Annotated in this window: 23 protein-coding genes; 10 read left to right on the top strand and 13 right to left on the bottom strand. The window is 55.2% G+C overall.

The window, feature by feature from the left end; translation table 11 throughout:
• Positions 1-8 precede the first annotated feature (8 nt).
• The 4 genes from pstA to AC07ED_RS06770 form a co-directional block, all read right to left on the bottom strand.
• On the bottom strand, positions 9-1,337 hold the full coding sequence (gene pstA, locus AC07ED_RS06785; RefSeq protein WP_105235100.1) for a phosphate ABC transporter permease PstA: 1,329 nt from the start codon (positions 1,335-1,337) through the stop codon (positions 9-11).
• Positions 1,334-2,806 (bottom strand): phosphate ABC transporter permease subunit PstC, encoded by a 1,473-nt coding sequence (gene pstC, locus AC07ED_RS06780; protein ID WP_105235099.1) that lies wholly within the window; start codon positions 2,804-2,806, stop codon positions 1,334-1,336. Before pstC ends, pstA begins: the two co-directional genes overlap by 4 nt.
• Before the next feature lie 90 nt (positions 2,807-2,896).
• Positions 2,897-3,934 (bottom strand): substrate-binding domain-containing protein, encoded by a 1,038-nt coding sequence (locus AC07ED_RS06775; RefSeq protein ID WP_105235098.1) that lies wholly within the window; start codon positions 3,932-3,934, stop codon positions 2,897-2,899.
• Positions 3,935-4,071: 137 nt separating this feature from the next.
• Positions 4,072-5,118: an ATP-binding protein gene (locus AC07ED_RS06770; protein WP_105235097.1), complete on the bottom strand. Its 1,047-nt coding sequence runs from the start codon at positions 5,116-5,118 to the stop codon at positions 4,072-4,074.
• 150 nt (positions 5,119-5,268) lie between these two features.
• Here AC07ED_RS06770 and AC07ED_RS06765 point away from each other — a divergent pair, with 150 nt between their 5' ends.
• On the top strand, positions 5,269-5,649 hold the full coding sequence (locus AC07ED_RS06765) for a hypothetical protein (RefSeq protein WP_105235096.1): 381 nt from the start codon (positions 5,269-5,271) through the stop codon (positions 5,647-5,649).
• On the opposite strand, the gene AC07ED_RS06760 is transcribed toward AC07ED_RS06765, so the two are convergent.
• The 3 genes from AC07ED_RS06760 to AC07ED_RS06750 are packed head-to-tail and all read right to left on the bottom strand — an operon-like array spanning position 5,636 to position 7,686.
• Positions 5,636-6,163 carry a gamma carbonic anhydrase family protein gene (locus tag AC07ED_RS06760; protein WP_105235095.1) on the bottom strand — a complete coding sequence of 176 codons (528 nt, stop codon included), beginning with the start codon at positions 6,161-6,163 and terminating at the stop codon, positions 5,636-5,638. The genes AC07ED_RS06765 and AC07ED_RS06760 overlap by 14 nt on opposite strands.
• A complete protein-coding gene (gene gmk / locus AC07ED_RS06755; protein WP_167668783.1) occupies positions 6,160-6,795 on the bottom strand; it encodes a guanylate kinase in 636 nt (211 codons plus the stop codon). The genes AC07ED_RS06760 and gmk overlap by 4 nt, the downstream gene beginning before the upstream one ends.
• 12 nt (positions 6,796-6,807) lie before the next feature.
• Complete coding sequence (locus tag AC07ED_RS06750) at positions 6,808-7,686, bottom strand: YicC/YloC family endoribonuclease (RefSeq protein ID WP_105235093.1); 879 nt, start codon at positions 7,684-7,686, stop codon at positions 6,808-6,810.
• Positions 7,687-7,849: 163 nt separating this feature from the next.
• Between AC07ED_RS06750 and AC07ED_RS06745 the strand changes: the two genes are divergently transcribed.
• Positions 7,850-8,464 carry a PAS domain-containing protein gene (locus AC07ED_RS06745; protein WP_158664510.1) on the top strand — a complete coding sequence of 205 codons (615 nt, stop codon included), beginning with the start codon at positions 7,850-7,852 and terminating at the stop codon, positions 8,462-8,464.
• Here AC07ED_RS06745 and AC07ED_RS06740 read toward each other — a convergent pair.
• Positions 8,461-9,831, bottom strand: a complete 1,371-nt coding sequence (locus AC07ED_RS06740) for a class II 3-deoxy-7-phosphoheptulonate synthase (protein WP_105235091.1) — start codon at positions 9,829-9,831, stop codon at positions 8,461-8,463. The two genes, AC07ED_RS06745 and AC07ED_RS06740, sit on opposite strands and share 4 nt — an antisense overlap.
• Positions 9,832-10,050: 219 nt before the next feature.
• On the opposite strand from AC07ED_RS06740, the gene AC07ED_RS06735 reads away from it, so the two are divergent.
• The 7 genes from AC07ED_RS06735 (at position 10,051) to AC07ED_RS06705 (ending at position 18,891) form a co-directional block, all read left to right on the top strand.
• Positions 10,051-11,046, top strand: coding sequence for a GlxA family transcriptional regulator (locus AC07ED_RS06735; protein WP_105236351.1), 996 nt, complete (start codon positions 10,051-10,053; stop codon positions 11,044-11,046).
• A gap of 160 nt (positions 11,047-11,206) precedes the next feature.
• The gene (locus AC07ED_RS06730; protein WP_105235090.1) at positions 11,207-12,382 is read left to right on the top strand and encodes an ABC transporter substrate-binding protein; all 1,176 of its coding nucleotides are present in this window, start codon (positions 11,207-11,209) and stop codon (positions 12,380-12,382) included.
• A gap of 92 nt (positions 12,383-12,474) precedes the next feature.
• Positions 12,475-13,257 (top strand): ABC transporter ATP-binding protein, encoded by a 783-nt coding sequence (locus tag AC07ED_RS06725; RefSeq protein WP_105235089.1) that lies wholly within the window; start codon positions 12,475-12,477, stop codon positions 13,255-13,257.
• Positions 13,254-13,967 carry an ABC transporter ATP-binding protein gene (locus AC07ED_RS06720; RefSeq protein ID WP_105235088.1) on the top strand — a complete coding sequence of 238 codons (714 nt, stop codon included), beginning with the start codon at positions 13,254-13,256 and terminating at the stop codon, positions 13,965-13,967. Before AC07ED_RS06725 ends, AC07ED_RS06720 begins: the two co-directional genes overlap by 4 nt.
• Position 13,968: 1 nt before the next feature.
• A complete protein-coding gene (locus tag AC07ED_RS06715; protein WP_105235087.1) occupies positions 13,969-14,979 on the top strand; it encodes a branched-chain amino acid ABC transporter permease in 1,011 nt (336 codons plus the stop codon).
• A complete protein-coding gene (locus AC07ED_RS06710; RefSeq protein WP_105235086.1) occupies positions 14,976-16,298 on the top strand; it encodes a branched-chain amino acid ABC transporter permease in 1,323 nt (440 codons plus the stop codon). Before AC07ED_RS06715 ends, AC07ED_RS06710 begins: the two co-directional genes overlap by 4 nt.
• Positions 16,299-16,434: 136 nt before the next feature.
• Positions 16,435-18,891, top strand: coding sequence for a penicillin acylase family protein (locus AC07ED_RS06705; protein WP_105236350.1), 2,457 nt, complete (start codon positions 16,435-16,437; stop codon positions 18,889-18,891).
• On the opposite strand, the gene hflX is transcribed toward AC07ED_RS06705, so the two are convergent.
• The 4 genes from hflX to trkA form a co-directional block, all read right to left on the bottom strand.
• Complete coding sequence (gene hflX, locus AC07ED_RS06700) at positions 18,892-20,190, bottom strand: GTPase HflX (RefSeq protein ID WP_245918152.1); 1,299 nt, start codon at positions 20,188-20,190, stop codon at positions 18,892-18,894.
• Positions 20,174-20,407, bottom strand: coding sequence for an RNA chaperone Hfq (hfq, locus tag AC07ED_RS06695; RefSeq protein WP_067545032.1), 234 nt, complete (start codon positions 20,405-20,407; stop codon positions 20,174-20,176). Before hfq ends, hflX begins: the two co-directional genes overlap by 17 nt.
• 110 nt (positions 20,408-20,517) lie before the next feature.
• Positions 20,518-22,038 (bottom strand): TrkH family potassium uptake protein, encoded by a 1,521-nt coding sequence (locus tag AC07ED_RS06690; protein ID WP_105235084.1) that lies wholly within the window; start codon positions 22,036-22,038, stop codon positions 20,518-20,520.
• The gene (gene trkA / locus AC07ED_RS06685) at positions 22,038-23,414 is read right to left on the bottom strand and encodes a Trk system potassium transporter TrkA (protein ID WP_105235083.1); all 1,377 of its coding nucleotides are present in this window, start codon (positions 23,412-23,414) and stop codon (positions 22,038-22,040) included. Before trkA ends, AC07ED_RS06690 begins: the two co-directional genes overlap by 1 nt.
• A gap of 192 nt (positions 23,415-23,606) precedes the next feature.
• On the opposite strand from trkA, the gene AC07ED_RS06680 reads away from it, so the two are divergent.
• Positions 23,607-24,236 (top strand): TetR/AcrR family transcriptional regulator, encoded by a 630-nt coding sequence (locus AC07ED_RS06680; protein WP_105235082.1) that lies wholly within the window; start codon positions 23,607-23,609, stop codon positions 24,234-24,236.
• A gap of 6 nt (positions 24,237-24,242) precedes the next feature.
• Here AC07ED_RS06680 and ntrX read toward each other — a convergent pair whose 3' ends face one another.
• A complete protein-coding gene (gene ntrX, locus AC07ED_RS06675; protein ID WP_105235081.1) occupies positions 24,243-25,640 on the bottom strand; it encodes a nitrogen assimilation response regulator NtrX in 1,398 nt (465 codons plus the stop codon).
• Positions 25,641-25,643 lie beyond the last annotated feature (3 nt).

Genomic DNA, 25,643 nt, shown 5'->3' with positions numbered 1-25,643 from the left:
AGACCTTCTTACCACCGGCGTTCAAAACGGCGGCGCAGGATGACCGCGATTACGTTCATGGCGAGAAGGAACACCAACAGAATGATGATACCTCCCCAAGCCCGTTCGTAATAGGCTGGATCAGCGCGTTTGGCCCATTCGTAGATTTGAGCAGGCATTGCGGAGTTCGGGGACAGGAAGCCGTCAATTGGACCTGTCGGGTAATTCGTCGCGATAAAGCCAACCATACCGATCAGCAGAAGCGGTGCAGTTTCACCCAAGGCTTGCGCCAAACCGATGATTGTGCCCGTTAGAATGCCAGGCATAGCGAGAGGCAGAACATGGTGGAATACTGACTGCATTTTCGAGGCCCCTACCCCAAGCGCGGCTTCGCGGATCGAGGGCGGAACAGCTTTGAGTGCTGCGCGGGTCGAGATGATGATTGTCGGCAGGGTCATCAGTGTCAGCACCAGACCGCCGACCAGAGGTGCGGATTTAGGCAGGTGGCCGATCTGGATGAATACGGCGACGCCCAAGATACCGAAAACGATCGACGGAACCGCAGCGAGGTTCGAGATGTTCACCTCGATCAAGTCGGTCCAGCGGCTCTTTGGTGCGAATTCTTCAAGGTAGATCGACGCTGCGACACCAATCGGGAGCGAAAGGAAAAGAACCACAAACATCATGAACAGTGAGCCTAGGATAGAAACGCCCATCCCCGCCTGTTCTGGACGTTCCTCGGACGCATCCGAGCCGATGATGAAATCGATATTGAACCGTTTTTCGACCATGCCAATGTCACGCATCTGATCAACCAGATCGAGGTGAGCGGCATCGAGGTTCTTATCGTTCGCGAGAGACTCGCGGGTCACGCGGCCTTTCAAATAGCCATCGACGCGCGAGGAGGTCAGGAAATCAAAGGAAACCGTATCGCCGATGCGGTCAGGGTTCGCCAAAACGAAATCACGCATTTGCGCAGGCGCCGAGGACGACAGCATGTCGCCAAGTTTGCCAGCGTCCATGTCGGTCTCGATGGTGGCCTCCGACACTTCGATCAAAAGCGCCGCTTCGATCATTTTGCGATACTGCGACGTTTTCATCATCGACGCTTCTGCAGCCTCAATAGCCGCGGCGTCGAGTGTCACAGGAACGGTCACAAACGTCTGGCGGAATGCGCGGCTACCGTTGAATGCAATCGCGGTCACGAGAAGGATCAGGAACGCGCAGCCGATGGCAATCGCCGTGATGCCATACCACTTGAACCGTGCCTCGACAGCATTGCGTTTGCGCGTGCGGGCATCCTGAACGAGCAGCGATGATTTACCCGATGCGGAGTTATTTGCGGACGCGTCGGTCATTCGTACTGCTCCCGATATTTACGGACAATGTAGAGGGCGAGAATGTTCAGCCCGAGGGTGACAACAAAGAGCGTCATCCCCAAAGCAAAGGCGACCAGCGCAGTGGCCGACGCAAAGTCGGTGTCACCTGTCAGCTGGGCAACGATGCGGGTCGTCACAGTAGTCATCGCGTCGAAGGGGTTCAACGACAATTGCGCCGCGGCCCCTGCCCCAAGAACAACAATCATCGTTTCACCGATGGCGCGCGAGGCCGCCAAAAGAACCGCACCTACGATACCAGGCAGAGCGGCAGGCAGGACAACTTGCTTTATCGTTTCCGACTTCGTCGCGCCGAGACCATAAGAGCCATCGCGCATCGCCTGAGGCACAGCGTTGATGATGTCGTCAGAAAGCGACGAAACAAATGGGATCAACATGATGCCCATAACAAGGCCAGCAGTCATTGCAGCGTCTGCGCTGCCCATCCACTGAACGCCCAGAACGCCACCGTCACCAAAGGCGGACTTCAGCAGCGGACCAACGGTCAAAAGAGCAAACAAACCGTAAACGATGGTCGGGATACCAGCCAGAACCTCTAGCGCGGGTTTTGCGACGGCACGAACCCCTTTGGACGCGTATTCAGATAGGTAGATCGCAGCGAAAAGTCCAATTGGGACAGCAACTAGGAGCGCGATGATCGAGATGTAGACGGTGCCCCACATCAGTGGCAGGATGCCGAGATCACTTTCGCCCTGGAAACGGGGGAGCCAGTTTAGACCAAAGAAGAAGTCGGTGGCTGAATACATGCCAAAGAACTTCACCGTGTTGAAGATCAGTGAGAGAACGATGCCGATTGTGGTCAGGATAGCGATCGATGCGGCCGTGATAAGAATGTAGCGCACAAAGGATTCGACCTGATTGCGAGCCCAGAGGTCGGGTCGAATTTTCGTTAGCGCAAAGGCGCCGCCAGCAATGGCCGAAGCTAGAACCACAATGGTTTTGAACAGGGTCCCCGTAGCGTTCATGTCACGCGATGCACGTGCCGCGTCGAGAATTTCAGGGGTGATATCAGAACCTACGACCTTGCCGACTTGGGACAGAAGACCTTTGATGTTGTCCGTCTCAGCATTCAAAGCTGCGACTTCGTTGTCCGTGATCGCGCCTGCGGCAATTGCGGCGTCCAAACCTTCGGAAACATTGGTCACGTTGGACAAAACGAGCCCAAGCGTCGCGCTGTCAGAAGCCTCTACCGATGTAATCATCGGGGCAATCGACATGTTAACGATAATGGGCTGGGCGATCATCCAAACGGCGAGGATTGCAATCGACGGAACCATTGCGCCAATTGCAGTGTTCCAGCCGTAAAATCCGGGGAGAGAATGAAGTTTGCGGGAGTCGCCGCCTGCACTCTGTACTGCACGCTGCCGACCCAAAACAAACGCAACCGATGCGATGATGATGAGGGCAATTAAAATCCAGAGAAACGGCATAGGGACCCCAAATGCGTAAATTCTTGTTTGTGCCTTTAGACACGAAAAAGCGGAGGGACGAAACCCGTCCCCCCGCCTATTTCAGGCCGATTAGTTCGAGCCCATGGTCTCTTCGTTAGCAACCATTGCTTGGGTTGCTGCTAGTTCCGGATCCGAAACCAGACCGTAAGCTGCGAGCGGGCCGTCAGGACCAGCGAGTTCGTCAGATACGAAGAACTGAGCGTATTCTTTCAGGCCCGGGATAGCGCCGATGTGAGCTGCTTTGATGTAGAAGTACAGCGGACGCGATACAGGGTATTCTGCTGCAGCGATCGATGCAGTCGAAGGAACAACGCCGTTCATGGTCGCAACCTGAAGTTTGTCAGTGTTGTTTTCGTAGAACGCCAGACCGAACACACCGATGCCGTTGGTGTCTGCAGCGATACGTGCGAGGGTCTCAGTGTAGTCGCCGTCGATGTCTACAGACAGACCGTCGCCACGGATGGTCATACATGCTTCTTCAGCAGCGTCTTCGTCACCACCGTTGATCTCGAGAATTGCAGCCATCGCGCCAGTGTCTTCACAACCCTGAAGGATTACTTTCTCGTCGAATACTTCGCGGGTGCCGTGCTTGGTGCCCGGGATGAAGGCTTGGATCGGCTGGTCAGCGAATTTTTCGTTTACTTCAGCCCAGTTGGTGTTCGGGTTTGCAACCATTGCACCGTCAACTGGCAGTTCAGCAGCCAGAGCAAGGTACCAGTCAGACGGTGTGAACTCGAAGGAGTTACCGTTGATGTCAGATGCGAACACGATGCCGTCATAGCCGATGCGAACTTGGATGATGTCGGTTACGCCGTTTGCAGCGCAGGTTTCAACTTCCGACGATTTGATAGCGCGCGAAGCGTTTGCGATGTCGATGGTGTTCTCGCCTACGCCTTCACAGAAAGCTTTGAGGCCAGCAGACGAACCGCCCGATTCTACAACGGGGGTCGGGAAATCGGTGTTTTCGCCGAATGCTTCTGCAACGATCGAGGCGTAAGGCAGAACGGTCGACGAACCAGCGATCTGGACGTTGTCACGTGCTACTGCAGCAGTTGCGGATACGGCGGCGATCGCCAGGGTCGAGGCGGTCAGTTTCATGAACGACATTAAATAAACTCCTGTCTGTCAGACATGGGTCACACGCGAGCCGCGTGACCTATGCGCTCCACCTAAGGGCGGCGTGACAACCTTTTGTGACACTTTTGTAAGAGTTTTATGACAGCCTAAGATTTTTGCAGAAAACTTCACTCAACAGGCAAAATAACTGCGAACTCAGTACCCTCATTTACTACGGAATTGATCCGAAGGCGCCCGCGATGTCGGCTGATGATATGTTTTACAATCGCAAGCCCAAGGCCTGTGCCGCCAACTTCGCGGCTACGATGGCTATCAACGCGGTAGAATCGTTCAGTCAGGCGAGCAATGTGATGCGCTGCGATCCCTTCGCCATAATCCCGAACGCGCACCGTGATGCCTTGGCCGCGCAAAAGTGCACTTTCTTGGGCCTCATCAATGATGACGTCGATTTTGCCGCCACGTGCGCCATATTTGATCGCGTTTTCGATGAGATTGCGAAATACCTGACGTAATTGATTTTCATCACCTGGAATGAGCGGAACCGTTGGCGGGAAATGTGTAGTGACTGCGACCGCAGCCTTTTCCGCGACAGGCGCAAGCGCAAGGATCGTCGAATTGAGGATCGCATCAAGGTTAACGGGTTGAACGGGGCGAATGCGTTCATTCTCCTCAACCTTACTCAGCGACAATAGGTCCGAAACAAGCTGTGACATCCGTGTGGCTTCTTGTTCCATGATGGACAGAAACCGATCTTGCGCCTTGGGATCATTCCGCGCTGGCCCACGCAGCGTTTCGATAAACCCCATCAGCGCAGTGAGTGGCGTTTTGAGTTCATGACTGACGTTCGCCACAAAATCGCGCCGCATTTTTCCCGCATCTTCAATATCGGTGAGGTCTTCGAAGGTGATCAGGACAGAGGTCCCCTTACCCGTTTCAATCGGAGCAATGTTCACCCTAAACGTCGTATCCCGCCCGCTGTCGCGCCCGAGGTAGCGTGATTCTTGTTTCGTCTTCGTGCGAAACACCGTCTCAATCGCGTCGAGGATATTGGGTTGCCGTAACCCCGTAATGCAGTGGCGCCCCACGATTTCCTGACCCAACAGGGATCGTGCATGCCCATTGGCAACGGTGATCCGTTCGTCTGGTCCAATGATCAAAGCCACCAGTGGCAGGGCTTGGACGATCTGGGCGGGGGTTGGGATATCTGGCGTCATGCCGCTATTCGTAGCGTTCGTTTGTTTCCCCGCAAGTCTTTTCAACTCCCCCTTAACGGTGATTGCGACATGAGAAATACTCCGTATAATTGTATACGCAGTCGGTGTATCTTACTGCGTGACGAACGACTAAGAGTGGGGAAATCGGGGATGGGAACCCTAAAAGCAACGCGCCTGCGCAGCACTGCGCAGCGATCTGTGATGCTTGTGATTGGACAGAAATCCGAGTGGGCTGATCCAGGTATTGCGGCAGAGGTTGCCGATTATCACTACGTTGATTTTTCCGACTTAGACCGTGTGCTTATGGCGCGTATTGAACCCGACACCGTTGTGTCGTCCCTCTTTGGTCGAGGGTTTGATGCGATTGATATCGCAAAGCAACTTCACCAACTTGGGTTTACGGGGCGCTACCGTGCGCTCACGGGGAACTTGCCCAACCCTGACATGATCCGTCGCGAAGTCGCACAAGTTGCACCGGGTTTGGATTTTGACGTTCTGAACTTCTTAGCGCCCAAAATCACTCTGCATTGATTGCTTTGAGTCCCTTACGATAACGCTCTGCGTTTTTCTGATAGCTCAACGCGGATCTGGTCAGCCCTTCGATCGCGTCGTCGGTCAAGGTTCGGATGATTTTACCCGGTGCGCCCATAACGAGCGAGCCATCGGGGATCACTTTGCCCTCGGTGATCAACGCCCCTGCCCCAATAAGGCAGTTTTTCCCGACGACAGCGCCATTCATCACCATCGCGCCCATCCCGATCAATGTGTTGTCGCCAATGGTGCAGCCGTGAAGCATAACCTTGTGACCGATAGTGCAGTTTTTACCGATGGTGAGCGGATACCCCATATCGGTATGCAGCACGCTGTTTTCTTGGATATTGCTCCCCTCGCCGAGTGTGAGCATTTCGTTGTCACCGCGCAACGTTGAACCAAACCAGACCGAAGATTTTGCGGCCAGCGTCACCTTGCCGATCAAGTTCACATCGTCGGCAACCCAAGCGCTTTCATCAATAATCGGGGCGATTCCGTCGAGTTCGTAAATCATCTGGCTTCAAACTCCTTGTTCAATCCGCGGACAAATTCATTGAGGCCCGGTTGACGATTAGCACGTGACCGTTCCGCCATGAGGATCGTTTTTAGTTCGGCTTCGGCTGCATCCACGTCGCGGTTCACGATCACATAGTCATATTCGGCCCAATGGCTGATTTCATCGCGGCTTTGGGCCATGCGGTTCGCGATCACCTCATCGCTGTCTTGTGCACGTCCACGTAGGCGCGATTCCAGATCAGCGATCGACGGAGGCAGAATGAAGATCGACACAACGTCATTGGCCAAGGCAGAGCGTCTGATTTGTTGACCGCCTTGCCAATCGATGTCGAAAATCGTGTCACGACCAGCCATCATAGCGGTTTCAACAGGACCTTTCGGTGTGCCGTAGTAGTTCCCGAAAACCTCCGCATGTTCGAGCATGTCGCCTGCGTCGACCATCGCTTCAAATTCGGGCTTGGATTTAAAGTAATATTCGACACCGTCGGTTTCACCGGGGCGCGGATTGCGCGTGGTGGCGGAAACCGAGAACGAAAGTGTCGGGTCCCACGCCATCAAACGTTTCGCCAATGTGGATTTCCCTGCCCCTGACGGCGAGGACAAGATGATCAATAGACCACGGCGTTGGATGGCAGACATCAATTACTCCACATTCTGAATTTGTTCGCGCATCTGTTCGATGAAGGCTTTTAACTCTAGCCCAACGGCCGTTAGCCCAACAGCCTGAGATTTCGAACACAGGGTATTGGCTTCACGGTTAAATTCCTGCGCGAGGAAGTCGAGCTTGCGTCCCGCAGGGGCCGGATCGCTGATCAATCCACGGGCCGCATCGACATGTGCGCGAAGACGATCCAATTCCTCAGTCACGTCTTGTTTTACCGCAAGAACAGCGAGCTCTTGGGCCAGCCGTTGATCATCGACCTCTGCAATATCGTCGAGCACACGTTTCATCGCCGAGGTAAGCGCAGTGCGCACATCGGTCTTGCGTTCCTGGGCGGTAATCGTTGCCTTTTCAATGAGTTCTTCGATCTTGTTCAGGTGGTCCGTCACAATCTCATGGAGCGCGCGCCCTTCGGTTGCCCGCATCGCGGCGAAATCGTCGAGCAAGGGGGCAAAGTCATCGATCAAGTGTTTCAGAAGGTCGTCGTCATCCTCGGACAGGTTCGTAGGAACAAAAACGCCTTTGATATTGAGGATTTCGGCCGAGGTCGGGGTGTTTACCTGCAGCCCCATTGCTACTGCACGTGCCTCGATGCGGCCAAGTGCCTCTAAAGCGCGGTCCAATGCTGCGGTGTCAACATCCAGTTTTTTATCGGTCTCGTCCCGCGTAAGCCGCAGGTTCAAGGTGATGTTCCCCCGCGAAAACCGTTTGGTCAGAGACGTGCGCACCGATTGTTCCAGCCCTTCAATGCCGTCTGGGAGGCGTAGGCGAAGGTCGAGTCCCCGCGCGTTCACGCTGCGAATGTCCCAACTCCATTGGGTTGCGCCATGTGCGCCCGTTCGGCTGGCGAATGCGGTCATTGATCTGATCACGATGGCCTCTCCTTTTGTTGCCAATGGCTTAATGCAAATTGGGGCACTGCGGCAAGTGGCGCGACGGCCTGTTAACCTTGATGCGCGAAGGGTCGTGTCAATTTGAATGAATTGTTTTATGAATTTGAAAGACCCGTTAAGGATGTGCGACATGGACAAGCCACACCAAACAAATAGCGAAACGCTCAAGGTGCTTGAGGCCTATTGGCATGAATTGCGCGGCCCTAAAACGTTGCCCGAACGTCGTGCCATTGATCCAACGCGAATTGACGCGGCTCTGCCCTATTCTTTTATCTTGGAACGTGTGGCCCCGGGTGTTGGGCGGTTGCGGGTCAGCGGTCAAAAAATCAACGATCTCATGATGATGGAGGCGCGCGGTATGCCTCTGTCCATGCTGTTTGAACCTGCCGAACGGGATCGTTTACAGACTTATGTTGAGGCGTGTTTTGCCGATCCAGCGATTGTCGAACTGTCACTGACCACTCAACGTGGCCTCTCTCGTCCAAAGTTTACAGGGCGGCTCCTCTTGATGCCGCTCGCGGGTGTGAACGGAATCCCGACGCGGGCACTTGGTGCAATTGTGACTGAGGGAATTCAGGGCCGCAGCGCACGTCGGTTCTCAATTAATGGCCCTGCTCCTATCCGCCACGAGAAGATCAATATGGCCCCCATGCAGGCCTTTGATCAGGCGCTCTATGCGGGCGAACGAAAAAGGCCGACCCAACGGCCGGCCCTTCGTTTGGTTGTCGACAACGACCGCGATTAAGCGTTTGCCGCTGCTGCCAGTTTTTCGCGACGCGCAGAGAGTTCTTCCGCAACAAGGAACGCAAGCTCCAGAGACTGCGACGCGTTCAGACGCGGGTCACAGGCGGTGTGATAACGATCGCTCAGATCCTCGTCAGTCACAGCGCGAACACCACCCGTGCATTCGGTGACGTCTTTGCCTGTCATCTCAAAGTGTACACCACCCGGGATCGAACCTTCGGCATTGTGAACTGCAAAGAATTCGCGGACTTCACGCAGTACGCTGTCGAACGGACGGGTCTTGTAACCGGTCGACGACTTGATCGTGTTGCCGTGCATCGGGTCACAAGTCCAAACAACGTTTGCGCCTTCTTCCTGAACAGCTTTGATCAGGCGTGGCAGATGTTCACCGACGCTGCCTGCACCGAAACGCGCGATCAGAGTCAGACGACCTGCTTCGTTCTGTGGGTTCAGCGACGCCATCAACGATTTCAGGTGACCAGAAGTCATCGAAGGACCGCATTTCAGGCCTATCGGGTTCTGAACGCCTTTGCAGAATTCAACGTGCGCGCCATCAGGCTGACGGGTACGGTCACCGATCCAGATCATGTGACCCGAACCTGCAAGCCATTTGCCCGAGGTCGAATCCAGACGGCAAAGAGCTTCTTCATATTCCAAGAGCAGCGCTTCGTGGCTGGTGAAGAAGTCGACGGTCTGCATCGCATGGTTCGCCTCATCACGAATGCCAGCAGCGTTCATGAAATCAAGCGTATCGCTGATGCGGTTTGCCAGTTCGCGGTAACGCTCTGCCTCAGGAGACGCGGTGAAACCAAGCGTCCAAGAGTGCACTTTGTGCAGGTCAGCATAACCGCCTGTAGAGAATGCGCGCAGAAGGTTCAGCGTTGCAGCGGCCTGCGTGTAGGCCTGCAGCATACGGTCTGGATCAGGAATACGAGCCTCAGGCGTGAAGTCGAAACCGTTGACGATATCACCACGGTAGCTCGGCAGTTCCGCGCCATTGATCACTTCGGTCGGTGCCGAACGCGGCTTTGCCATCTGGCCAGCCATACGACCTACTTTGACCACAGGAACCTTCGCACCGTAGGTCAGAACCATTGCCATCTGCAGCATCACCTTAAAGGTGTCGCGGATGTTATCAGCCGAAAATTCAGCAAAGCTTTCAGCGCAGTCACCGCCCTGAAGAAGGAAGGCCTCGCCACGGGAAACTGCACCTAGTTTCGCTTTGAGTTTGCGTGCCTCGCCAGCAAAGACCAAGGGCGGATAGCTTGCCAGCTTCGCTTCTACAGCGTTCAGCTTTGCCTCATCCGTATAGTCGGGCATCTGAACCCGCGGTTTTGCACGCCAGTCCGTTTTCTGCCACTCGGTCATTGTCTCGCTCCGTTTTGCGTTCAAATTCGACCCGCATAATCGATTTTAGCGGTATCAGGACGCGTTTATAGCTTCTGACTTTGACACGGCAACGTAAAAATCACTTTACTCAATTTGTGACCTGTCCTTTAGCGACACTGAGGTCGCAAACAAACAACTCTTGCCTTTGTCGAGAAAAAGATGTTGTGGTCGAAAATCACCACCGTTTTCGAGACCCAAATGGACACAGAAATTCAAATCGTCGAAGTCGAAGCGCCCAAGAAAGCAAAGCGTTTTGTCTTCGTGCTCTTGGAACAATTTACTATGCTGTCCTTTGCCAGCGCGGTGGAGTGTTTGCGCATTGCGAACCGCATGTCGAATGCTGAGCTGTATTCATGGGCTCTCGCGGGTGATGGCGGCGAAATGGTCGCCTGTTCGAACGGAACTGAATTTAAGCTGCAGATGGACCTCGATGAACTCACCCGCGACGATGTTGTTATCGTGTGCGGTGGAATCGATGTTCAAAAAGCCACGAACAAACGCGTGCTGAATTGGCTCCGTCGTGAGGCGCGTCGTGGCGTGGTCATGGGCGGTCTCTGCACGGCGAGCTATGCGCTGGCAAAAGCGGGTCTCCTTGATGGAAAACGTGCGACGATCCACTGGGAAAACCAAGACAGCTTTGCCGAAGAATTCGAAGAAGTTGACCTGACGAAATCGGTTTTCGTCGTCGACGGAAATCGCATTACGGCTGCGGGTGGCACGGCCTCCCTCGATCTTATGCTGAAAATCATCGCGGACGATCACGGTGAAGAGCTCGCCAGCGCAGTGGCAGATCAGCTGATTTATTCGTCGATCCGCACCGACCAAGACACACAACGTCTGTCTATCCCGACCCGCATCGGTGTTCGCCATCCAAAACTGAGCCGCGTGATTCAGATGATGGAACAGAACATCGAAGAGCCTATTAGCCCCGCGACCCTTGCCAAAGACGTGGGCATGTCGACCCGCCAGCTAGAGCGCCTCTTCCGTCGATATCTTACACGGTCGCCAAAGCGCTATTATATGGAACTGCGTCTTCAAAAGGCGCGGAACCTACTTATGCAAACCGACATGAGTGTGATCAACGTCGCTCTCGCCTGCGGCTTTGCCTCACCGTCGCATTTTTCGAAATGCTATCGTGCACATTACCAGACCACACCCTACCGCGAACGCGGTGCACATGGGCGTCGCGACTAGTCAAATCTCTGGTTTCTTAACCGTTTTAGGCGTCTCGCAGGCCAATTGACGGAGTTTACCCCTGTCTGCGGGAAAATTCACCTTGCGTCACCGCTTCACTTTTCCAAATGGTCCAATTAGCTTCGCTACAGGATAAGAACATCCGATAGGGAGTCTAAAAATGAAAAAACTGCTGCTGGCCACTGCGGCCACCGCTCTGGTTGCTGGTGCTGCTTCGGCAGACGAAGTGAAACTGGGCGTTATCCTTGGTTTCACTGGTCCGATCGAATCGCTGACACCTGACATGGCTGCTGGCGCCGAAATGGCGATGGCCGAAGTTTCTGCATCGGGCAACTTGCTCGGCGGTATGACTGTTACGCCGATCCGCAAGGACTCGACCTGCGTTGACGCTGCTGCTGCGACCGCTGCTGCCGAAGAACTGATCGCTGAAGGCGTTGCTGGTATCTTTGGTGCTGACTGCTCTGGTGTAACCGGCGCGATCCTCCAGAACGTTGCTGTGCCGAACGGCATGGTTATGGTTTCGCCGTCCGCGACTTCCCCGGGTCTGTCGACCGTCGAAGACAACGGCCTCTTCTTCCGCACCGCACCGTCTGACGCACGTCAGGGCGTTGTGATGGCTGAACTGCTCAAAGAGCAAGGCGTTGGCTCGGTTGCTCTGACCTACATCAACTCCGACTACGGCAAAGGCCTCGCTGACAGCTTCCAAGCTGCATACGAAGGCATGGGCGGCACCGTCACCATCTCTGCTGCGCACGACGTTGGCAAAGGTGACTACTCTGCAGAAGTTGCAGCGCTGTCCTCCGCTGGCGGTGAGCGTCTGGTTGTAGCTGGCTACGTTGACCAAGGTGGCGGCGATATTGTTCGCGCATCGATCGACGCTGGCGCATTTGACCTGTTCCACTTCCCTGATGGGATGATCGGTGACGCACTGCCGGCAACTTTCGGTGCTGACATCGACGGCTCCTACGGTCAGGCTCCTGGTTCGGACAACCCCGGCTACCAGACGTTTGTTAGCCTTGCAGAAGGCTTCAACGGCGAAGGCACCTATGCGTCGGAATCCTATGACGCTGCTGCTCTGATCCTGCTCGCTATGCAGGCTGCTGGTTCGACCGACCCGAACATCTACAAAGAATATGTAGAGTCGGTTGCGAACGCTCCGGGTGAGCCGATCATGCCGGGCGAACTGGGCAAAGCTCTCGAAATCCTCGCAGCTGGCGGCGACGTTGACCTGATTGGCGCGACTGGCGTTGAACTGGTAAACGGCGGCGAAGCTGCTGGTTCCTACCGCGTTGTCACCTTTGAGGGTGGCGAAATGGTAACCGCTGAATACCGCTAATCGTCAGAAATGACGTTCTTTGCGGCGCGGGGTTTGTCCCCGCGCCGTTTTCCATAAGATGAGCGCGATCAATCGCGCCGTTGGGGATCAAAATGATTGTCGTCGACAACCTCCATAAACACTTCGGCGGCTTTCATGCCGTAGACGGAGCTTCTCTGAGCATCGAAAAAGGCTCGATCACTGGCTTGATCGGTCCAAATGGTGCCGGAAAAACCACTCTTTTCAACGTGATAGCGGGCGTTCTTGAGCCGACTTCTGGACGTGTGATGATGGACGGTGAGGATATCACTGGCCTGCCGCCGCATGAACTGTTCGGTAAGGGCCTCCTGCGGACGTTCCAAATTGCGCATGAATTCCATTCGATGACCTGCCGTGAGAACCTGATGATGGTTCCCGCTGGTCAAACGGGCGAAACCCTCTGGAACACGTGGTTCGGCCGCAAGCGTATCGCGGACGAGGAACGCGCCCTGCGTGCCAAAGCGGATGAGGTTCTAGAGTTTCTCACCATCAGCCATTTGGCGGACGAAAAAGCGGGCAATCTCTCTGGCGGTCAGAAAAAGCTGTTGGAGCTTGGCCGCACGATGATGGTCGACGCAAAGATCGTGTTCCTCGACGAAGTCGGCGCAGGTGTGAACCGCACTCTCCTCATGACAATTGGTGATGCTATCCTCCAGCTCAACAAAGAGCGTGGCTACACCTTCGTCGTGATCGAACACGACATGGACTTTATCGGTAAGATCTGTGGCCCAGTCATTTGTATGGCAGAGGGCAAGGTTCTGGCCGAAGGAACACTCGCTGAAATCAAGGCAAACGAGCAGGTAATCGAAGCCTACCTCGGCACTGGCCTCAAGAACAAAGACAAGGTGGGCGCATGAGCGAACCATTCCTGATCGGGGACAATATGACGGGCGGCTATGGCCGTGGTCCTGACATCCTCCACAATTGCACAATCTCTGTGAACAAAGGCGAAATCGCCGTGATCGTTGGCCCGAACGGGGCTGGTAAATCGACCGCGATGAAGGCGACCTTTGGGATGCTGAACGTCCGCTCTGGTGCTGTGCGCCTTGATGGTGAGGACATCACCAAACTTTCGCCGCAAGAGCGGGTGATAAAAGGCATGGGCTTTGTCCCGCAGGTGCGCAACATCTTCCCATCGATGACGGTCGAAGAGAACCTCGAAATGGGCGCCTACATCCGCACCGACGATTTCCGCGAGACGATGGAACAGGTCTATGACCTTTTCCCGATCCTGCGTGACAAACGTTTTCAGGCCGCGGGCGAGTTGTCTGGTGGCCAACGTCAGCAGGTTGCCGTTGGCCGTGCCCTGATGACAAAGCCCAAAGTGCTCCTCCTTGACGAGCCAACCGCTGGCGTATCGCCCGTTGTGATGGACGAACTCTTCGACCGTATCATTGAGGTCAGCCGAACAGGTATTCCGATCCTGATGGTGGAACAGAACGCCAAACAGGCGCTCGAAATCGCCGACCGTGCTTATGTACTAGTTCAGGGCGCAAACGCCCACACTGGCACGGGCAAAGACCTACTGGCCGACCCTGAAGTCCGCCGTTCCTTCCTCGGGGGTTAATATGGATTTCCTCAACGCTGTGGTGGCGATCACCAACCTCCTTATCATTCCCGCAACGACCTATGGCGCTCAGCTTGCTCTGGGTGCGTTGGGTGTGACGCTGATCTATTCGATCCTGCGGTTCTCTAACTTTGCGCATGGCGACACGATGGCCTTTGGCACCGTCGTAACCATTGGCATTACGACGTTGTTCCAATCGTGGGGCATCAGCCTCGGGCCGCTTCCAACCGCCCTCCTCGCCCTGCCCTTTGCCATTGCGATTACGGCTGTTCTGCTCGTCGGCACCGACTTTGCGATCTACCGCTTTTATCGCAAGAAACGTGCTGTTCCGATCATCTTTGTGATGGCATCTTTAGGCGTTATGTTCGTGATGAACGGTCTTATTCGTTTTATGGCTGGCGTGAAGGACCAAACCTTTGACGACGGCACGCGGTTCATCATCAAGGCGCGAGATTTCAAAGAGTGGTCTGGTTTGGACGAAGCCCTCTCGTTGCGCACGACCCAAGTTCTGACCCTCGTTGTCGCAATCGCGATTGTGGCGTGGCTGTTCTGGTTCCTGAACAAGACCCGCACTGGTAAATCCATGCGCGCCTTCTCGGACAACGAAGATTTGGCGCTCCTGTCGGGTATCAACCCGAACCGCGTTGTGATGGTGACGTGGGTGATCGTGGCTATGCTCGCGACGACGGCTGGCGTTCTCTATGGTCTCGATAAAGCCTATTCGCCCTATACCTATTTCCAGCTGCTGCTGCCGACCTTTGCAGCCGCGATCGTTGGTGGCCTCGGCAACCCGCTTGGGGCGATTGTCGGTGGGTTCGTCGTGTCCTTCTCAGAGGTCATGGTCACCTACGTTTGGAAAAAGGTCGCGATCTATCTGCTGCCCGAAGCACTAGAGCCAAACGGCCTGCTGCAGTTGATGTCGACCGAATATAAATTTGCGGTCAGTTTCGCGATCCTCGTTGTCGTGCTTCTGTTTAAACCGACCGGCCTATTCAAGGGGCAATCCGTATGACCCAATCCATGCGTGCAATCCTATTCTTTGGTTTCATGGCTGCGCTCTTTATCATTGAGGGCAGCACGAACTTTTGGATTTTCTCGGGCTCGTGGAACACCTCTTTGGTGATCCTGAACATGGCGCTGGTTTCGGCTGTTATGGCGTTGGGGGTGAACCTCCAGTGGGGCTATGCAGGTCTGTTTAACACGGGCATCATGGGCTTTGTGGCCTTGGGTGGTCTGGCAGTTGTGATCACCTCGCTTCCGCCCGTGACAGAGAGCTGGTCGGCTGGTGGGTATCGGATCATCCTTGGTCTGATCCTTGGTGCGCTGACCATAGCTGGTACGATCCTTATGCGCATGAAACTGCCCCAAGGGCGTCTGCGTGGCGCATTGACCCTCGCGATCCTTATCGGTGGTTTCTTTCTCTACCGCGCTGTGTTCGATAGCGGCGTTCAAGCGGTTGAGGCAATCAACCCGTCTGTGACTGGTAACATTGGTGGCCTTGGCCTGCCTGTGTTGGTAGCTTGGCCTGTTGGTGGTCTCCTTGCGGCGGGTGCTGCGTGGATTATCGGCAAAACAGCGCTTGGTCTTCGGTCTGACTACCTCGCCATTGCGACACTCGGCATCGCCGAGATCATCGTTGCGATCCTTAAGAACGAAGAGTGGTTGTCTCGTGGTGCAAAGAACGTGAACGGCTTGCCTCGTCCTGTTCCTTACGAAGTCGACCTTCAGCAGAGTGCCGAGTTTGTGGCGAATGCGGCGAGCCTTGGCCTCGATCCTGTGACTGCCTCGACGCTCTATGTGAAAATCGGCTACGCGCTTTTGTTCACCGCCGTGCTCGTTACGATCCTCGTTCTGTCGCAGTTGGCGCGTCACAGCCCATGGGGCCGTATGATGCGCGCCATTCGGGATAACGAAACAGCTGCGCGTGCTATGGGTAAAAACGTCACCCGCCGTCACCTCGAGATCTTTATCCTCGGGTCTGCGGTTTGTGGTTTCGCAGGTGCGATGATGACAACGCTTGATGGGCAGTTGACGCCCGCGTCTTATCACCCGCTGCGTTTCACCTTCCTCATCTGGGTGATGGTGATCGTTGGTGGCTCTGGCAATAACCTCGGTTCTGTTCTCGGTGGCTTCCTGATCTGGTGGCTCTGGGTCAAGGTTGAACCGCTGGGTCAGTGGCTTGCTCAAGTGTTGACTTACGGATTGCCCGAAGGTCACTGGGTTGCCGTTCGCATCACAGAGGCCGCAGCGCACATGAGGCTCTTTACCATGGGCTTGGTCCTCCTCTTTGTCTTGCGGTTCAATCCCCGCGGCATGCTTCCAGAAAATTAACAAAGCGGGGCCTCTGGGCCCCGTTTTCATATTTGGCCGCGGGCTTGTTCCTTTTGCTTTTGCCGAATATGCACCATCACGATAAGTAGAGCCGTCGGCACCATAACGAACGCCGATGCTGTACGTTGGGGGCAGTATGATCACCGTGTTTCGTTTGATGTTTTGGCTTGCGTCGGGGCTCATTGGCTTGACCTTGGCGGCTTTCGTGCTGGCCTATTATTTCGCCTCACGGTCCCTGCCCGATTACAACGAAACGATCGCCGTGAATGGTTTGGGCGCAACGGTCGAGGTCGTGCGCGATAATTCTGACGTGCCGCATATTTTCGGCGAAACCGATCCCGATGTGTTCTTTGCCCTCGGCTTTGCTCATGCCCAAGACCGCATGTGGCAGATGATCACCGATCGCCGCACCGCTCAAGGACGCATGGCACAAGTGTTCGGGCAATCGATGCTGCCGTCCGATATCCTAATGCGGCGTCTGGATCTCTATAATCTGTCGTTATCGAGCGTTGAGGCGCAGGATGACCAAACCAAAGCCGCGCTTGAAGCCTACAGCGCTGGGGTGAACGCTTGGTTGACCGAGGTGAATAACGGCGTACGTGGTCGTGGCGCGCCAGAGATGTGGGTGTTCAATCAGCCCATCGCCCCTTGGCAGCCTGCCGATAGTATCGCGCTCTTTAAACTCTATGCCTTCCGTCAAAGCGGCCACCTTCAGGCCGAAGTTCTGCGCGCCAGCGTGTCGCAGCGCATCTCTAACGACCGTATCCATGATATATTGCCAGAGGTTCCGGGAACGAGCGTCACTGCGCTGCCATCCTATGCGTCGCTTATTCACGATCTGCCGACCGAAGTTGCGTTCGATTGGTCCGACGCTTCGCGCGCGGGTTTTCCTGCCGCTGATTTTTCGGGTGCTTCGAATGCTTGGGCTGCGGGTCCGTCACGATCGACGTCCGGATCGACCCTTCTCGCCAATGATCCGCATGGGATGCTGACCGCCCCGTCGCCGTGGTATTTGGCACGTTTGGAGCTATCAACTGGCGGCGTGATTGGCGCAACAATCCCCGGTGTACCTGTGGTGCTCACGGGACGCAGCGCGAGCCTCGGTTGGGGGATCACCAGCGCTTGGGCCGACGATATGGACCTCTACCTCGAGGAGGTCGATGAAAACCAATCCAATCGGTATCGCACCGCGGATGGCTGGGCCGACTTTGTAACTCGCGAAAGCATCATTGAAATCGTCGATGCGCCTGCCGTGACCCTTAAACTCTTATGGACCCAGAACGGACCTGTTCTGCCGCCCGATCAGTTTAACCTCGCAACCATTCGTCCAGCGGGTCATGTCGTCTCTCTGGCTTGGACGGGGCTAAGCGATCAGGACACGTCTTTATCGGCGGCCATGGGCATCATGCGCTCCCGCTCTGTTCGGTCCGCGATTGATGCGGGTCGGAGTTATATTGCACCCGCTCAGAACCTGATGCTGGCCGATCCGAATGGGATTGCTATGCAAACCATCGGTGCGATCCCGTCGCGCGACGAAGCCCACCAGAGCAAGGGCCGCATGCCGACGTATGGCTATCTTCCGCAGAACCAATGGCGCGGCACCCTGCCCTATGACAGCAATCCGTCGATCGTCGATCCCGAAGGCGGTATCATCGGCAACACCAACAACAAAACCAGCACCGCTGCGTTCCCGAACCATGTGTCCTATGTCTGGGGAGACAGTCAGCGTATCTATCGTTGGCAGCGCCTCATGCAGGCGCGAGGCGTTCACACGCGGGAAAGCTTTATCGAAGCGCAGTTGGATACAGTCAGCTACACTGCCCGTTCGCTCTTGCCTCTCGTTGGTGCGGACCTGTGGTTCACCGGCGATCCTGCACCCGATGGCACACCAGAACGTCGCCGTCAGCAGGCGCTCGATATGTTGGCCTCGTGGAATGGTGAAATGAACGAACACCTGCCCGAGCCGCTGATTTATGCGGCATGGATGCGTGCGTTACAGGATCGTTTGATCCGCGATGAACTGGGAGATGTGGCGGACGCCTTTACCCATGTTGATCCTATTTTCATTGAACGGGTTTATCGCGATATCGGTGGTGCCTCCGCTTGGTGCGACGTGATCCAATCTGCACCTGTTGAGACCTGCGTCGACATTGCGCGGCAGTCTTTGGATGAAGCGTTGATCTGGATTTCTGAGAACCAGAGCGGTTCGCTTGAGTCGCTTCGCTGGGGCGATGCTCATACCGCGGTTCACTTGCACAAGACGCTCGCAGATGCACCCATTTTGCGCTGGTTCGTGAATATTCACCAATCGACATCTGGCGGCGACAACACGCTCTTGCGCGGTTTGACTTCCGGCGTCGACCCTACCCCGTTCCGCAATGTTCACGCTGCTGGGTATCGTGGGGTTTATGATTTTGCGGACCCAGATAGTTCCGTCTTTATCATCTCCACAGGTCAGTCTGGCCACCCGCTCAGCCGCTATTACGATGACATGGGCGAATTGTGGCGACGCGGGGAATATATCCCCATGTCGCTCGATCCATCCCTTGCGCGTGCGGGTGCCGTGGGCGTTACCGTGCTGGTGCCGAACTGATCAGAGGCGGGCGTAGCGGTCTTTCTGGATTTGTGTCCATTTGACCGTCATCTGATAGCCTTCGTCGGTCTGAACATCCGCTTCGACCACACCCTGTGCAAACAGCCATGCCCGTGCTTTGCCTGCGCTAAATGGCAGGGTCAGAACCTCGATCATGTGGTCCGGACGCAGTTTCAATGAAATCGCGTCGAGCAGCGTATCTAGGCCTTCGCCCGTAATCGCCGAAATTGCAAAGATATCCTCGGTGCGCTCCGCCTGTGTCCGCACTGCGTCGGCTTGTTCGTCATCAAGGCGATCAACCTTGTTCCAGACCTCGATCATCGGCGCTGTTTCAGCAACGCCAAGTGACTGGAGGATGGTATGAACATCCTCGGACTGTTCTTCGGTCTGTTCGTGGCTGATGTCACGGACGTGAACGATCAAATCGGCGTCGAGAACTTCTTCGAGGGTCGCACGGAAGGATGCGACCAGCTCGGTCGGCAGGTCAGAGATAAAGCCCACCGTGTCGGAGAGGATGATCTCTTCACCGCTAGGCAAATTGAGACGACGCATCGTCGGATCGAGCGTCGCAAAGAGCATGTCTTTGGCAAACACCTCCGCACCGGTCACGCGGTTGAACAGCGTCGATTTCCCAGCGTTGGTGTAACCAACCAGCGCGACAATCGGGAACGGCACCTTAGCGCGCGCCTTGCGGTGCAGTTCGCGCGTCTTAACCACTTTGTCCAACTGGCGACGCAGACGAACGAGCTGTTCGTCGATGGCACGGCGGTCGGCCTCGATTTGCGTCTCACCCGGACCACCCACAAAGCCCAAACCACCACGCTGACGCTCAAGGTGGGTCCAAGCCCGCACTAGCCGTGTGCGTTGATAGGACAAGGCAGCCATTTCGACCTGCAGCACACCTTCGCGGGTACGTGCACGATCCGAGAAAATTTCGAGGATCAGGCCCGTACGGTCGAGGATCTTAACACCCCAGTCCTTTTCAAGGTTCCGCTGCTGAACGGGACTCAGGTGGCCATCGACCAAGACGAGTTCGATCTCTTCGGCTTTGAACTGCTGGTTCAATTCCTCGATCTTGCCCGAGCCGAACAAATAACCCGGCTGAACTTTGGGCAGCGATACGACCGTGGCACCAAAGACCTCCAACGATGGAAGGGCCGCCGCAAGTGCGACAGCCTCCTCTAGCGCCGGAGCAGCAGCACGGCGGTTACGATCTGATTTAATGTCTGGGTGGAGCACCCAGGCCCGCGTTGCAGGCCTGTCCGTTTCCTCCATGATGGTCTTACTCTTCGCCGTCATAAAGGCTGACAGGGGCAGCCGGCATTATCGTGGAGATCGCGCTCTTATACACCAGTTGCGATTTACCATCGCGGCGCAGGAGCACACAGAAATTGTCGAACCACGTGATGTCGCCCTGCAGTTTTACACCGTTCACTAAAAAGATAGTGACCGAGATTTTAGCTTTGCGAACATGGTTAAGAAAAGCATCCTGAAGGTTCTGCTTGTCGGCCGCCATTGATATTATCCTTTGTTCTTGTGGCCGCGGACCGGCCTCCGTCTTTGGTGTGAGTATGTCTAACCCGCGAAAGAGATTCCAGCCCCAAAATCAACCATCTATCGTAGGGTCTATTTGCGCCAAAAATCGGGGTTGAAAAGAGCAATAATCGCCAGCGCCTCAAGCCGCCCTAGAACCATCGCAAGCGCCAGCACCATCTTGGCCTCATTGGTCACGCCAGAGATTGAAATCGGTGCCTCAGCTGCGATTTCGACCAAGGGACCCGTGGTCGACAGCGCGGCAACGGCGAGCACCATTGCGTTCTCAAACTGCACGCCAGTTAGCGAAAGTGCTGTAAGTACGCCGACGATAGATAGCGCGAAGAGCATGAAGAACACCCATGCGATCTGCGCCCCCTGCCGACGAATGCGACGCGCCTCTTGGCCCGATCCACCGACGGAACTAGGGTGAACCAGCCGTTCCAATTCGCGTTCGGAATGGCGGAACAGTGCATATACCCGCAAGAGCTTCACCCCGCCCGCGGTCGTCGCAATCCCGCCGCCTGTGATCGACAGGCCAAGCAAAACCAACCCCGGCGTTGAGAGTTCGGACCAATCCGCGACTATCGACCAGTAACGTGATTCAAATCCTGTCGTGGTCAGGAACGACATCACAGTGAACACGCTGCCCCAGAGTGCCTTAAGGCCTGTGAAAAGTCCGTGGATGCGATGTTCCTCAAGGACGCCAACGTAGTGGCGCAGATACAAGAGCGTCGGCACAATCGTGATCAATAAGAGCGCCATTTGTATCTCTGGGTCTTTGCGCAAACGGCCCTTTTCTTGGGCGAGGATGTCGCTGCTGAAGGTCAGACGAGAGACCGCAAAGAACATAAAGGCAAAGATCAGTATTTCGCCAAGAACGCCACCATTGGCCCAATACAAACCGCCCGTCGCGGAAATCCCTGAGGTCGACATGGTGGACATCGCGTGGATGAGAGCGACAAAGGGACGTTCACCGACCGCCGACAGGCCAACCCAAAGTGCGAATGTCAGCCCGATATAAAGCGGCGCAAGTTGCAGGGTGTAGCGCGTCAAACGCTCGGACGTATTTGCGACCCGCGTGATTTGAACAAAGCTCTGCACAGTGCCCTGAGGTGCACCCGCGTTCCGAACCTCGAACCCACCTAGGTTCATTGGGGCGAGGATCGCGACAGCGGTGATCCAAATAAACAGGCCACCCATCCAACCCACGATCGCGCGCCAAAGGTGCAGCGCTGCATTCATCCGCCAAGGGCTGTCATAGAGAGTAGAACCCGTCGTGGTGAAATCCGACACCATTTCGAACCACGCATCGAAAAAGGTCGTTCGACCGTGGGCTTCGTGAAATGGAACGGCGAGCAGGATCGGTAGGATCAGGTAGGCGCCGACCAAAGTGATCAGGTGGCTACGCGCCACACGGCGCGGTTGCTGGCCATGTGTTGCGAACCCGATCAGGGTCGTCAGCAACATAAACAGGATCATCGAATAAAAGAACGGACGCGCAATCGCGTGGTGCCCATGCGACAATGCAAAAGCCGCAGGCGCAATCATCGCCAGAGACGAGATCCCCATAAGGAGGACAAAAAACGGAAGGTCTGTGATCCGCTTAAGCATCAGAAGAAATCGATCGAAACCTGAAGCAACTGTTCCACTGCAGGAACATCAGAGGTCATCGCAAAGATCGCAACGATGTCCCCTTCTTCGACTCGCAAGTCGCCAGTGGGTTTGAGGTATTTCCGATCACGGAAAATCCCACCGACCAGCACGCCCTCTGGGAAATCAATCTCTCTGATACGCTGCCCAGAAATCGGCGAAGTACCGAGGACATAGGCTTCGATCATCTCTGCTTCGGCATCACCAATCGAATAAACCGCCCGTACGCGACCGTGGCGAATATGTCGTAGGATCGACGAAACCGTTGTGGCGCGCGGATTAATATAAGCGTCGATGTCGAGCGGCCCCATCAACGGCACCAAAGTCGGATCGTTGGTCAAACAGATCGACATACCAGCGCCAAGAGATTTCGCACGCACCGCTGCCAGCATGTTCGTTTTATCGTCGTCCGTAATCGCCAAGACTGCATCCGCGCTGCTTACGTTGGCCTCCTCAAGGAGCGCCGCGTTCAAGCCGTCACCATGCAGAACAATCGTCCGTTCAAGGGCGTCAGCCGCAATCTCAGCTCGCGCACGGTTCTTCTCGATTACCTTCACACGAACGCGGTCCGTACTGGTTTCCAGTGCCCGCGCTACAGCGAGGCCTACATTGCCTCCACCGATGATCACCACGCGCTCCTGTTTGACGTTGGTTTTGCCAAACACCTCTAACGTTCGTGTCATGTCATCGGTGCTGGTAAAAACGTACACGTCATCGCCCGGGAAAATCTGATCACCTGGAGCAGGCGCGAACAGTGTTCCCTCGCGGCGAATACCGACAACAATAGCGCGTAAGGTGGAAAACAGGTCGGTCAACTGGCGCAGAGGCGTGTTGATAACGGGACAATCCTCGCGGACGGTGATCCCCAAAAGCTGTGCCTTCCCCTCAAAGAAGTTCTCTGTGTCAAAGGCCGCTGGCGATGACAACCGCTGCAGTACGGCCTCTGCCACTTCGCGTTCAGGGCTAATCACCACATCGATGGGCAAATGATCGCGACGATACAAATCGGAATAGATCGCGTCCAAATAGCTTTGAGCCCGCAAGCGCGCGATTTTGCGCTGAACGGCAAAAACGGAGTGCGCCACCTGACAGGTGACCATGTTCACTTCATCAGAATGCGTTGCGGCGATGATCATTTCGGCATCCCGCGCCCCTGCCCGTTCCAGCACGTCGGGATAGGATGCATGTCCAGTTACGCCGTTCACGTCCAAGGTCTCTGTCGCGCGGCGCACCAGCTCGGGGTTGTTATCAACAACGGTTACGTCGTTTCGTTCCGAAGACAGGTGGCGCGCAATCTGCCAACCAACCTGACCAGCGCCACAAATGATAACTTTCATGACCGAGCTTCCTAATATCTTGGTTGGGCTACAAGTGGCAGATGCACAGGAAAGGGTCAATGGAAGCCCTTTCTTTGACGCTCAGGTAAGGAATTCCTTACTAATCCATGGCGTGTATTGGATTAACTATCGTCATGCTTGAATTGTAAGAATAAAATTCGCAGCACATTATCCAGTAAGAAGAGTTTAGTGATGTCAAAACTACATCGTTCAATGGTTCAATCGACCGGTCGGATTGCTCAAAAGGCAAAAACTAGAAACCAACTTTTGAACGCCGCCCGAGAGTTGATGGCTGAACAAAGCGTGGTCACCGTTGCAACTGTCGCCGAACGTGCAGGGATTTCCACCGCGACGGCCTACCGTTATTTTCCAAACCCAGAGACGCTCCAACTCGAAGCCGTCACGAGCCAAGACATCGGAGCGCAGGCCGACTTCATCCAGCATTTTCAATCGAACTGCACTGAGGATTTGTCTGTCATTGATCGCGTCAATCTCGCCAATCGTATCGTGATTGATTTCGTGATGCGAAATGAGGCTGGATATCGGTTGTTTATCGCGAAAACGCAGGAAAAATTGGCATCTGCCGCAAATTCTGACGTGTCCGCTATTCCCTACGCAGCACGACGCTTGGCTCTGATCCGACTGGCGATGGACCCGCTGCGCCAGAAGCTCGGAACCTCTTTCTATCAGGCCTGCGATATGGTGTTTGTCGCATCTGGACCTGAGGTCTACTTCATGCTTCGCGATACCTGCCGCCACAGTGCGCAGGACGCAGCGCGCAGCATCGAAAACAACCTGCGCGCTATCATTTCATCGTTCTAACAGCAATTAATCCTGTTCGATTTGGGCGATCCGCGCGCCCGCCTTGCTGGTCGTCACAACGCCCAGTGATTTCAATTTGCGATGTAGCGCGGACCGTTCCATCCCGACAAAGGACGCGGTGCGGCTAATGTTGCCACCAAATCGGTTAATTTGGGTCAGCAGATATTCACGTTCGAACAGTTCACGGGCTTCGCGAAGCGGCAAAGTCGCAAGTGCCCCAGACAGAACGATCCGCCCTTCGGTCGCAGCACTCTCCTCAACATTTGGAAGCTCCTTAGCGCTGATCGGCTCGGAACTATCGCCAAGGATGAGAACGCGTTCGATCACGTTCTTCAACTGACGCACATTCCCTGGCCAAATCATGGTTTGGAGCATGGCGCGGGCATCTTCGGACAACGCCCGCATTGGCAGGCCCTGCGATTTGTTCAGTTCAGCGATAAAGTGTTCTGCCAAAAGCGGAATATCATCGCGCCGCTCTTCCAAGGTCGGGACCTCAATCGGAACAACGTTCAGACGGTGATAGAGTTCTTGGCGGAAATTACCCGCCTCAATCTCGGCATTCAGGTCACGGTTGGTAGATGAGATCACACGAAGATCGACTTCGATCACATCGGAACCGCCGACGCGAGAAAACTTTTGATCAACAAGGACACGTAGAATTTTTGTTTGTGTTCCCAACGGCATATCCGCGATTTCATCGAAATAGATGACGCCACCATTCGCCTGCTCCAGTAGCCCTTTCTCTAGGCCACGCTCGGTGCCTTCGCGCCCGAACAGAACTTCTTCCATTCGATCTGGATCAATCGACGCAGAGCTGACCACTACAAACGGAGCATCCGCGCGGTTCGAATTCGCATGGATGTACCGCGCTGCGATTTCTTTGCCCGCACCAGGACCACCCGTTAACATCACGCGGCCATTGGATTTTGTGACCTTATCCAGTTGCGATTTCATGATGCGGAATGTTGCGCTATCGCCTAGCATTTCCGCCGTCGGGCCATCAGACCGTTTCAGGGCGATGTTTTCGCGACGCAGGCGCGATGTTTCCATTGCTCGTTTAATAACGACCAGCAACTGATCAATATTAAAAGGCTTTTCGATGAAATCGTAGGCGCCTTGTTTGATCGCAGCGACTGCAATCTCAATGTTGCCGTGGCCAGAGATGATCACAATCGGAATTTCGGGATGGTCTTTTTTCACCTTCGACAAAATGTCGATCCCGTCCATGTGGCTGTCTTTGAGCCAAATATCGAGGATCATCAACGCAGGTTTTTCTGCCGCGATTGCCCCCATGCATTCATCTGCATTAGCAGCCATACGGGTCGAAAAACCCTCGTCTTTCAAAATGTCCGAGATGAGTTCGCGGATATCGCGTTCGTCATCGGTGATTAAAATATCGCCCATAAG

It is taken from the genome of Aestuarium zhoushanense (assembly GCF_056431045.1).
This window is presented reverse-complemented; position numbering and strand designations above follow the sequence as displayed.

Bases quoted from the DNA above. Each gene is read 5' to 3' on its own strand.
- AC07ED_RS06735 (WP_105236351.1), top strand. From the start codon at position 10,051: ATGGACACAGAAATTCAAATCGTCGAAGTCGAAGCGCCCAAGAAAGCA.
- AC07ED_RS06740 (WP_105235091.1), bottom strand. From the start codon at position 9,831: ATGACCGAGTGGCAGAAAACGGACTGGCGTGCAAAACCGCGGGTTCAG.
- hfq (WP_067545032.1), bottom strand. From the start codon at position 20,407: ATGGCGGCCGACAAGCAGAACCTTCAGGATGCTTTTCTTAACCATGTT.
- AC07ED_RS06765 (WP_105235096.1), top strand. From the start codon at position 5,269: ATGGGAACCCTAAAAGCAACGCGCCTGCGCAGCACTGCGCAGCGATCT.
- AC07ED_RS06710 (WP_105235086.1), top strand. From the start codon at position 14,976: ATGACCCAATCCATGCGTGCAATCCTATTCTTTGGTTTCATGGCTGCG.
- AC07ED_RS06680 (WP_105235082.1), top strand. From the start codon at position 23,607: ATGTCAAAACTACATCGTTCAATGGTTCAATCGACCGGTCGGATTGCT.
- hflX (WP_245918152.1), bottom strand. From the start codon at position 20,190: ATGACGGCGAAGAGTAAGACCATCATGGAGGAAACGGACAGGCCTGCA.
- AC07ED_RS06760 (WP_105235095.1), bottom strand. From the start codon at position 6,163: ATGATTTACGAACTCGACGGAATCGCCCCGATTATTGATGAAAGCGCT.
- ntrX (WP_105235081.1), bottom strand. From the start codon at position 25,640: ATGGGCGATATTTTAATCACCGATGACGAACGCGATATCCGCGAACTC.
- AC07ED_RS06745 (WP_158664510.1), top strand. From the start codon at position 7,850: ATGGACAAGCCACACCAAACAAATAGCGAAACGCTCAAGGTGCTTGAG.
- trkA (WP_105235083.1), bottom strand. From the start codon at position 23,414: ATGAAAGTTATCATTTGTGGCGCTGGTCAGGTTGGTTGGCAGATTGCG.
- AC07ED_RS06715 (WP_105235087.1), top strand. From the start codon at position 13,969: ATGGATTTCCTCAACGCTGTGGTGGCGATCACCAACCTCCTTATCATT.
- AC07ED_RS06725 (WP_105235089.1), top strand. From the start codon at position 12,475: ATGATTGTCGTCGACAACCTCCATAAACACTTCGGCGGCTTTCATGCC.
- pstA (WP_105235100.1), bottom strand. From the start codon at position 1,337: ATGACCGACGCGTCCGCAAATAACTCCGCATCGGGTAAATCATCGCTG.
- AC07ED_RS06690 (WP_105235084.1), bottom strand. From the start codon at position 22,038: ATGCTTAAGCGGATCACAGACCTTCCGTTTTTTGTCCTCCTTATGGGG.
- AC07ED_RS06705 (WP_105236350.1), top strand. From the start codon at position 16,435: ATGATCACCGTGTTTCGTTTGATGTTTTGGCTTGCGTCGGGGCTCATT.
- AC07ED_RS06750 (WP_105235093.1), bottom strand. From the start codon at position 7,686: ATGACCGCATTCGCCAGCCGAACGGGCGCACATGGCGCAACCCAATGG.
- AC07ED_RS06720 (WP_105235088.1), top strand. From the start codon at position 13,254: ATGAGCGAACCATTCCTGATCGGGGACAATATGACGGGCGGCTATGGC.
- AC07ED_RS06770 (WP_105235097.1), bottom strand. From the start codon at position 5,118: ATGACGCCAGATATCCCAACCCCCGCCCAGATCGTCCAAGCCCTGCCA.
- AC07ED_RS06775 (WP_105235098.1), bottom strand. From the start codon at position 3,934: ATGTCGTTCATGAAACTGACCGCCTCGACCCTGGCGATCGCCGCCGTA.
- AC07ED_RS06730 (WP_105235090.1), top strand. From the start codon at position 11,207: ATGAAAAAACTGCTGCTGGCCACTGCGGCCACCGCTCTGGTTGCTGGT.
- pstC (WP_105235099.1), bottom strand. From the start codon at position 2,806: ATGCCGTTTCTCTGGATTTTAATTGCCCTCATCATCATCGCATCGGTT.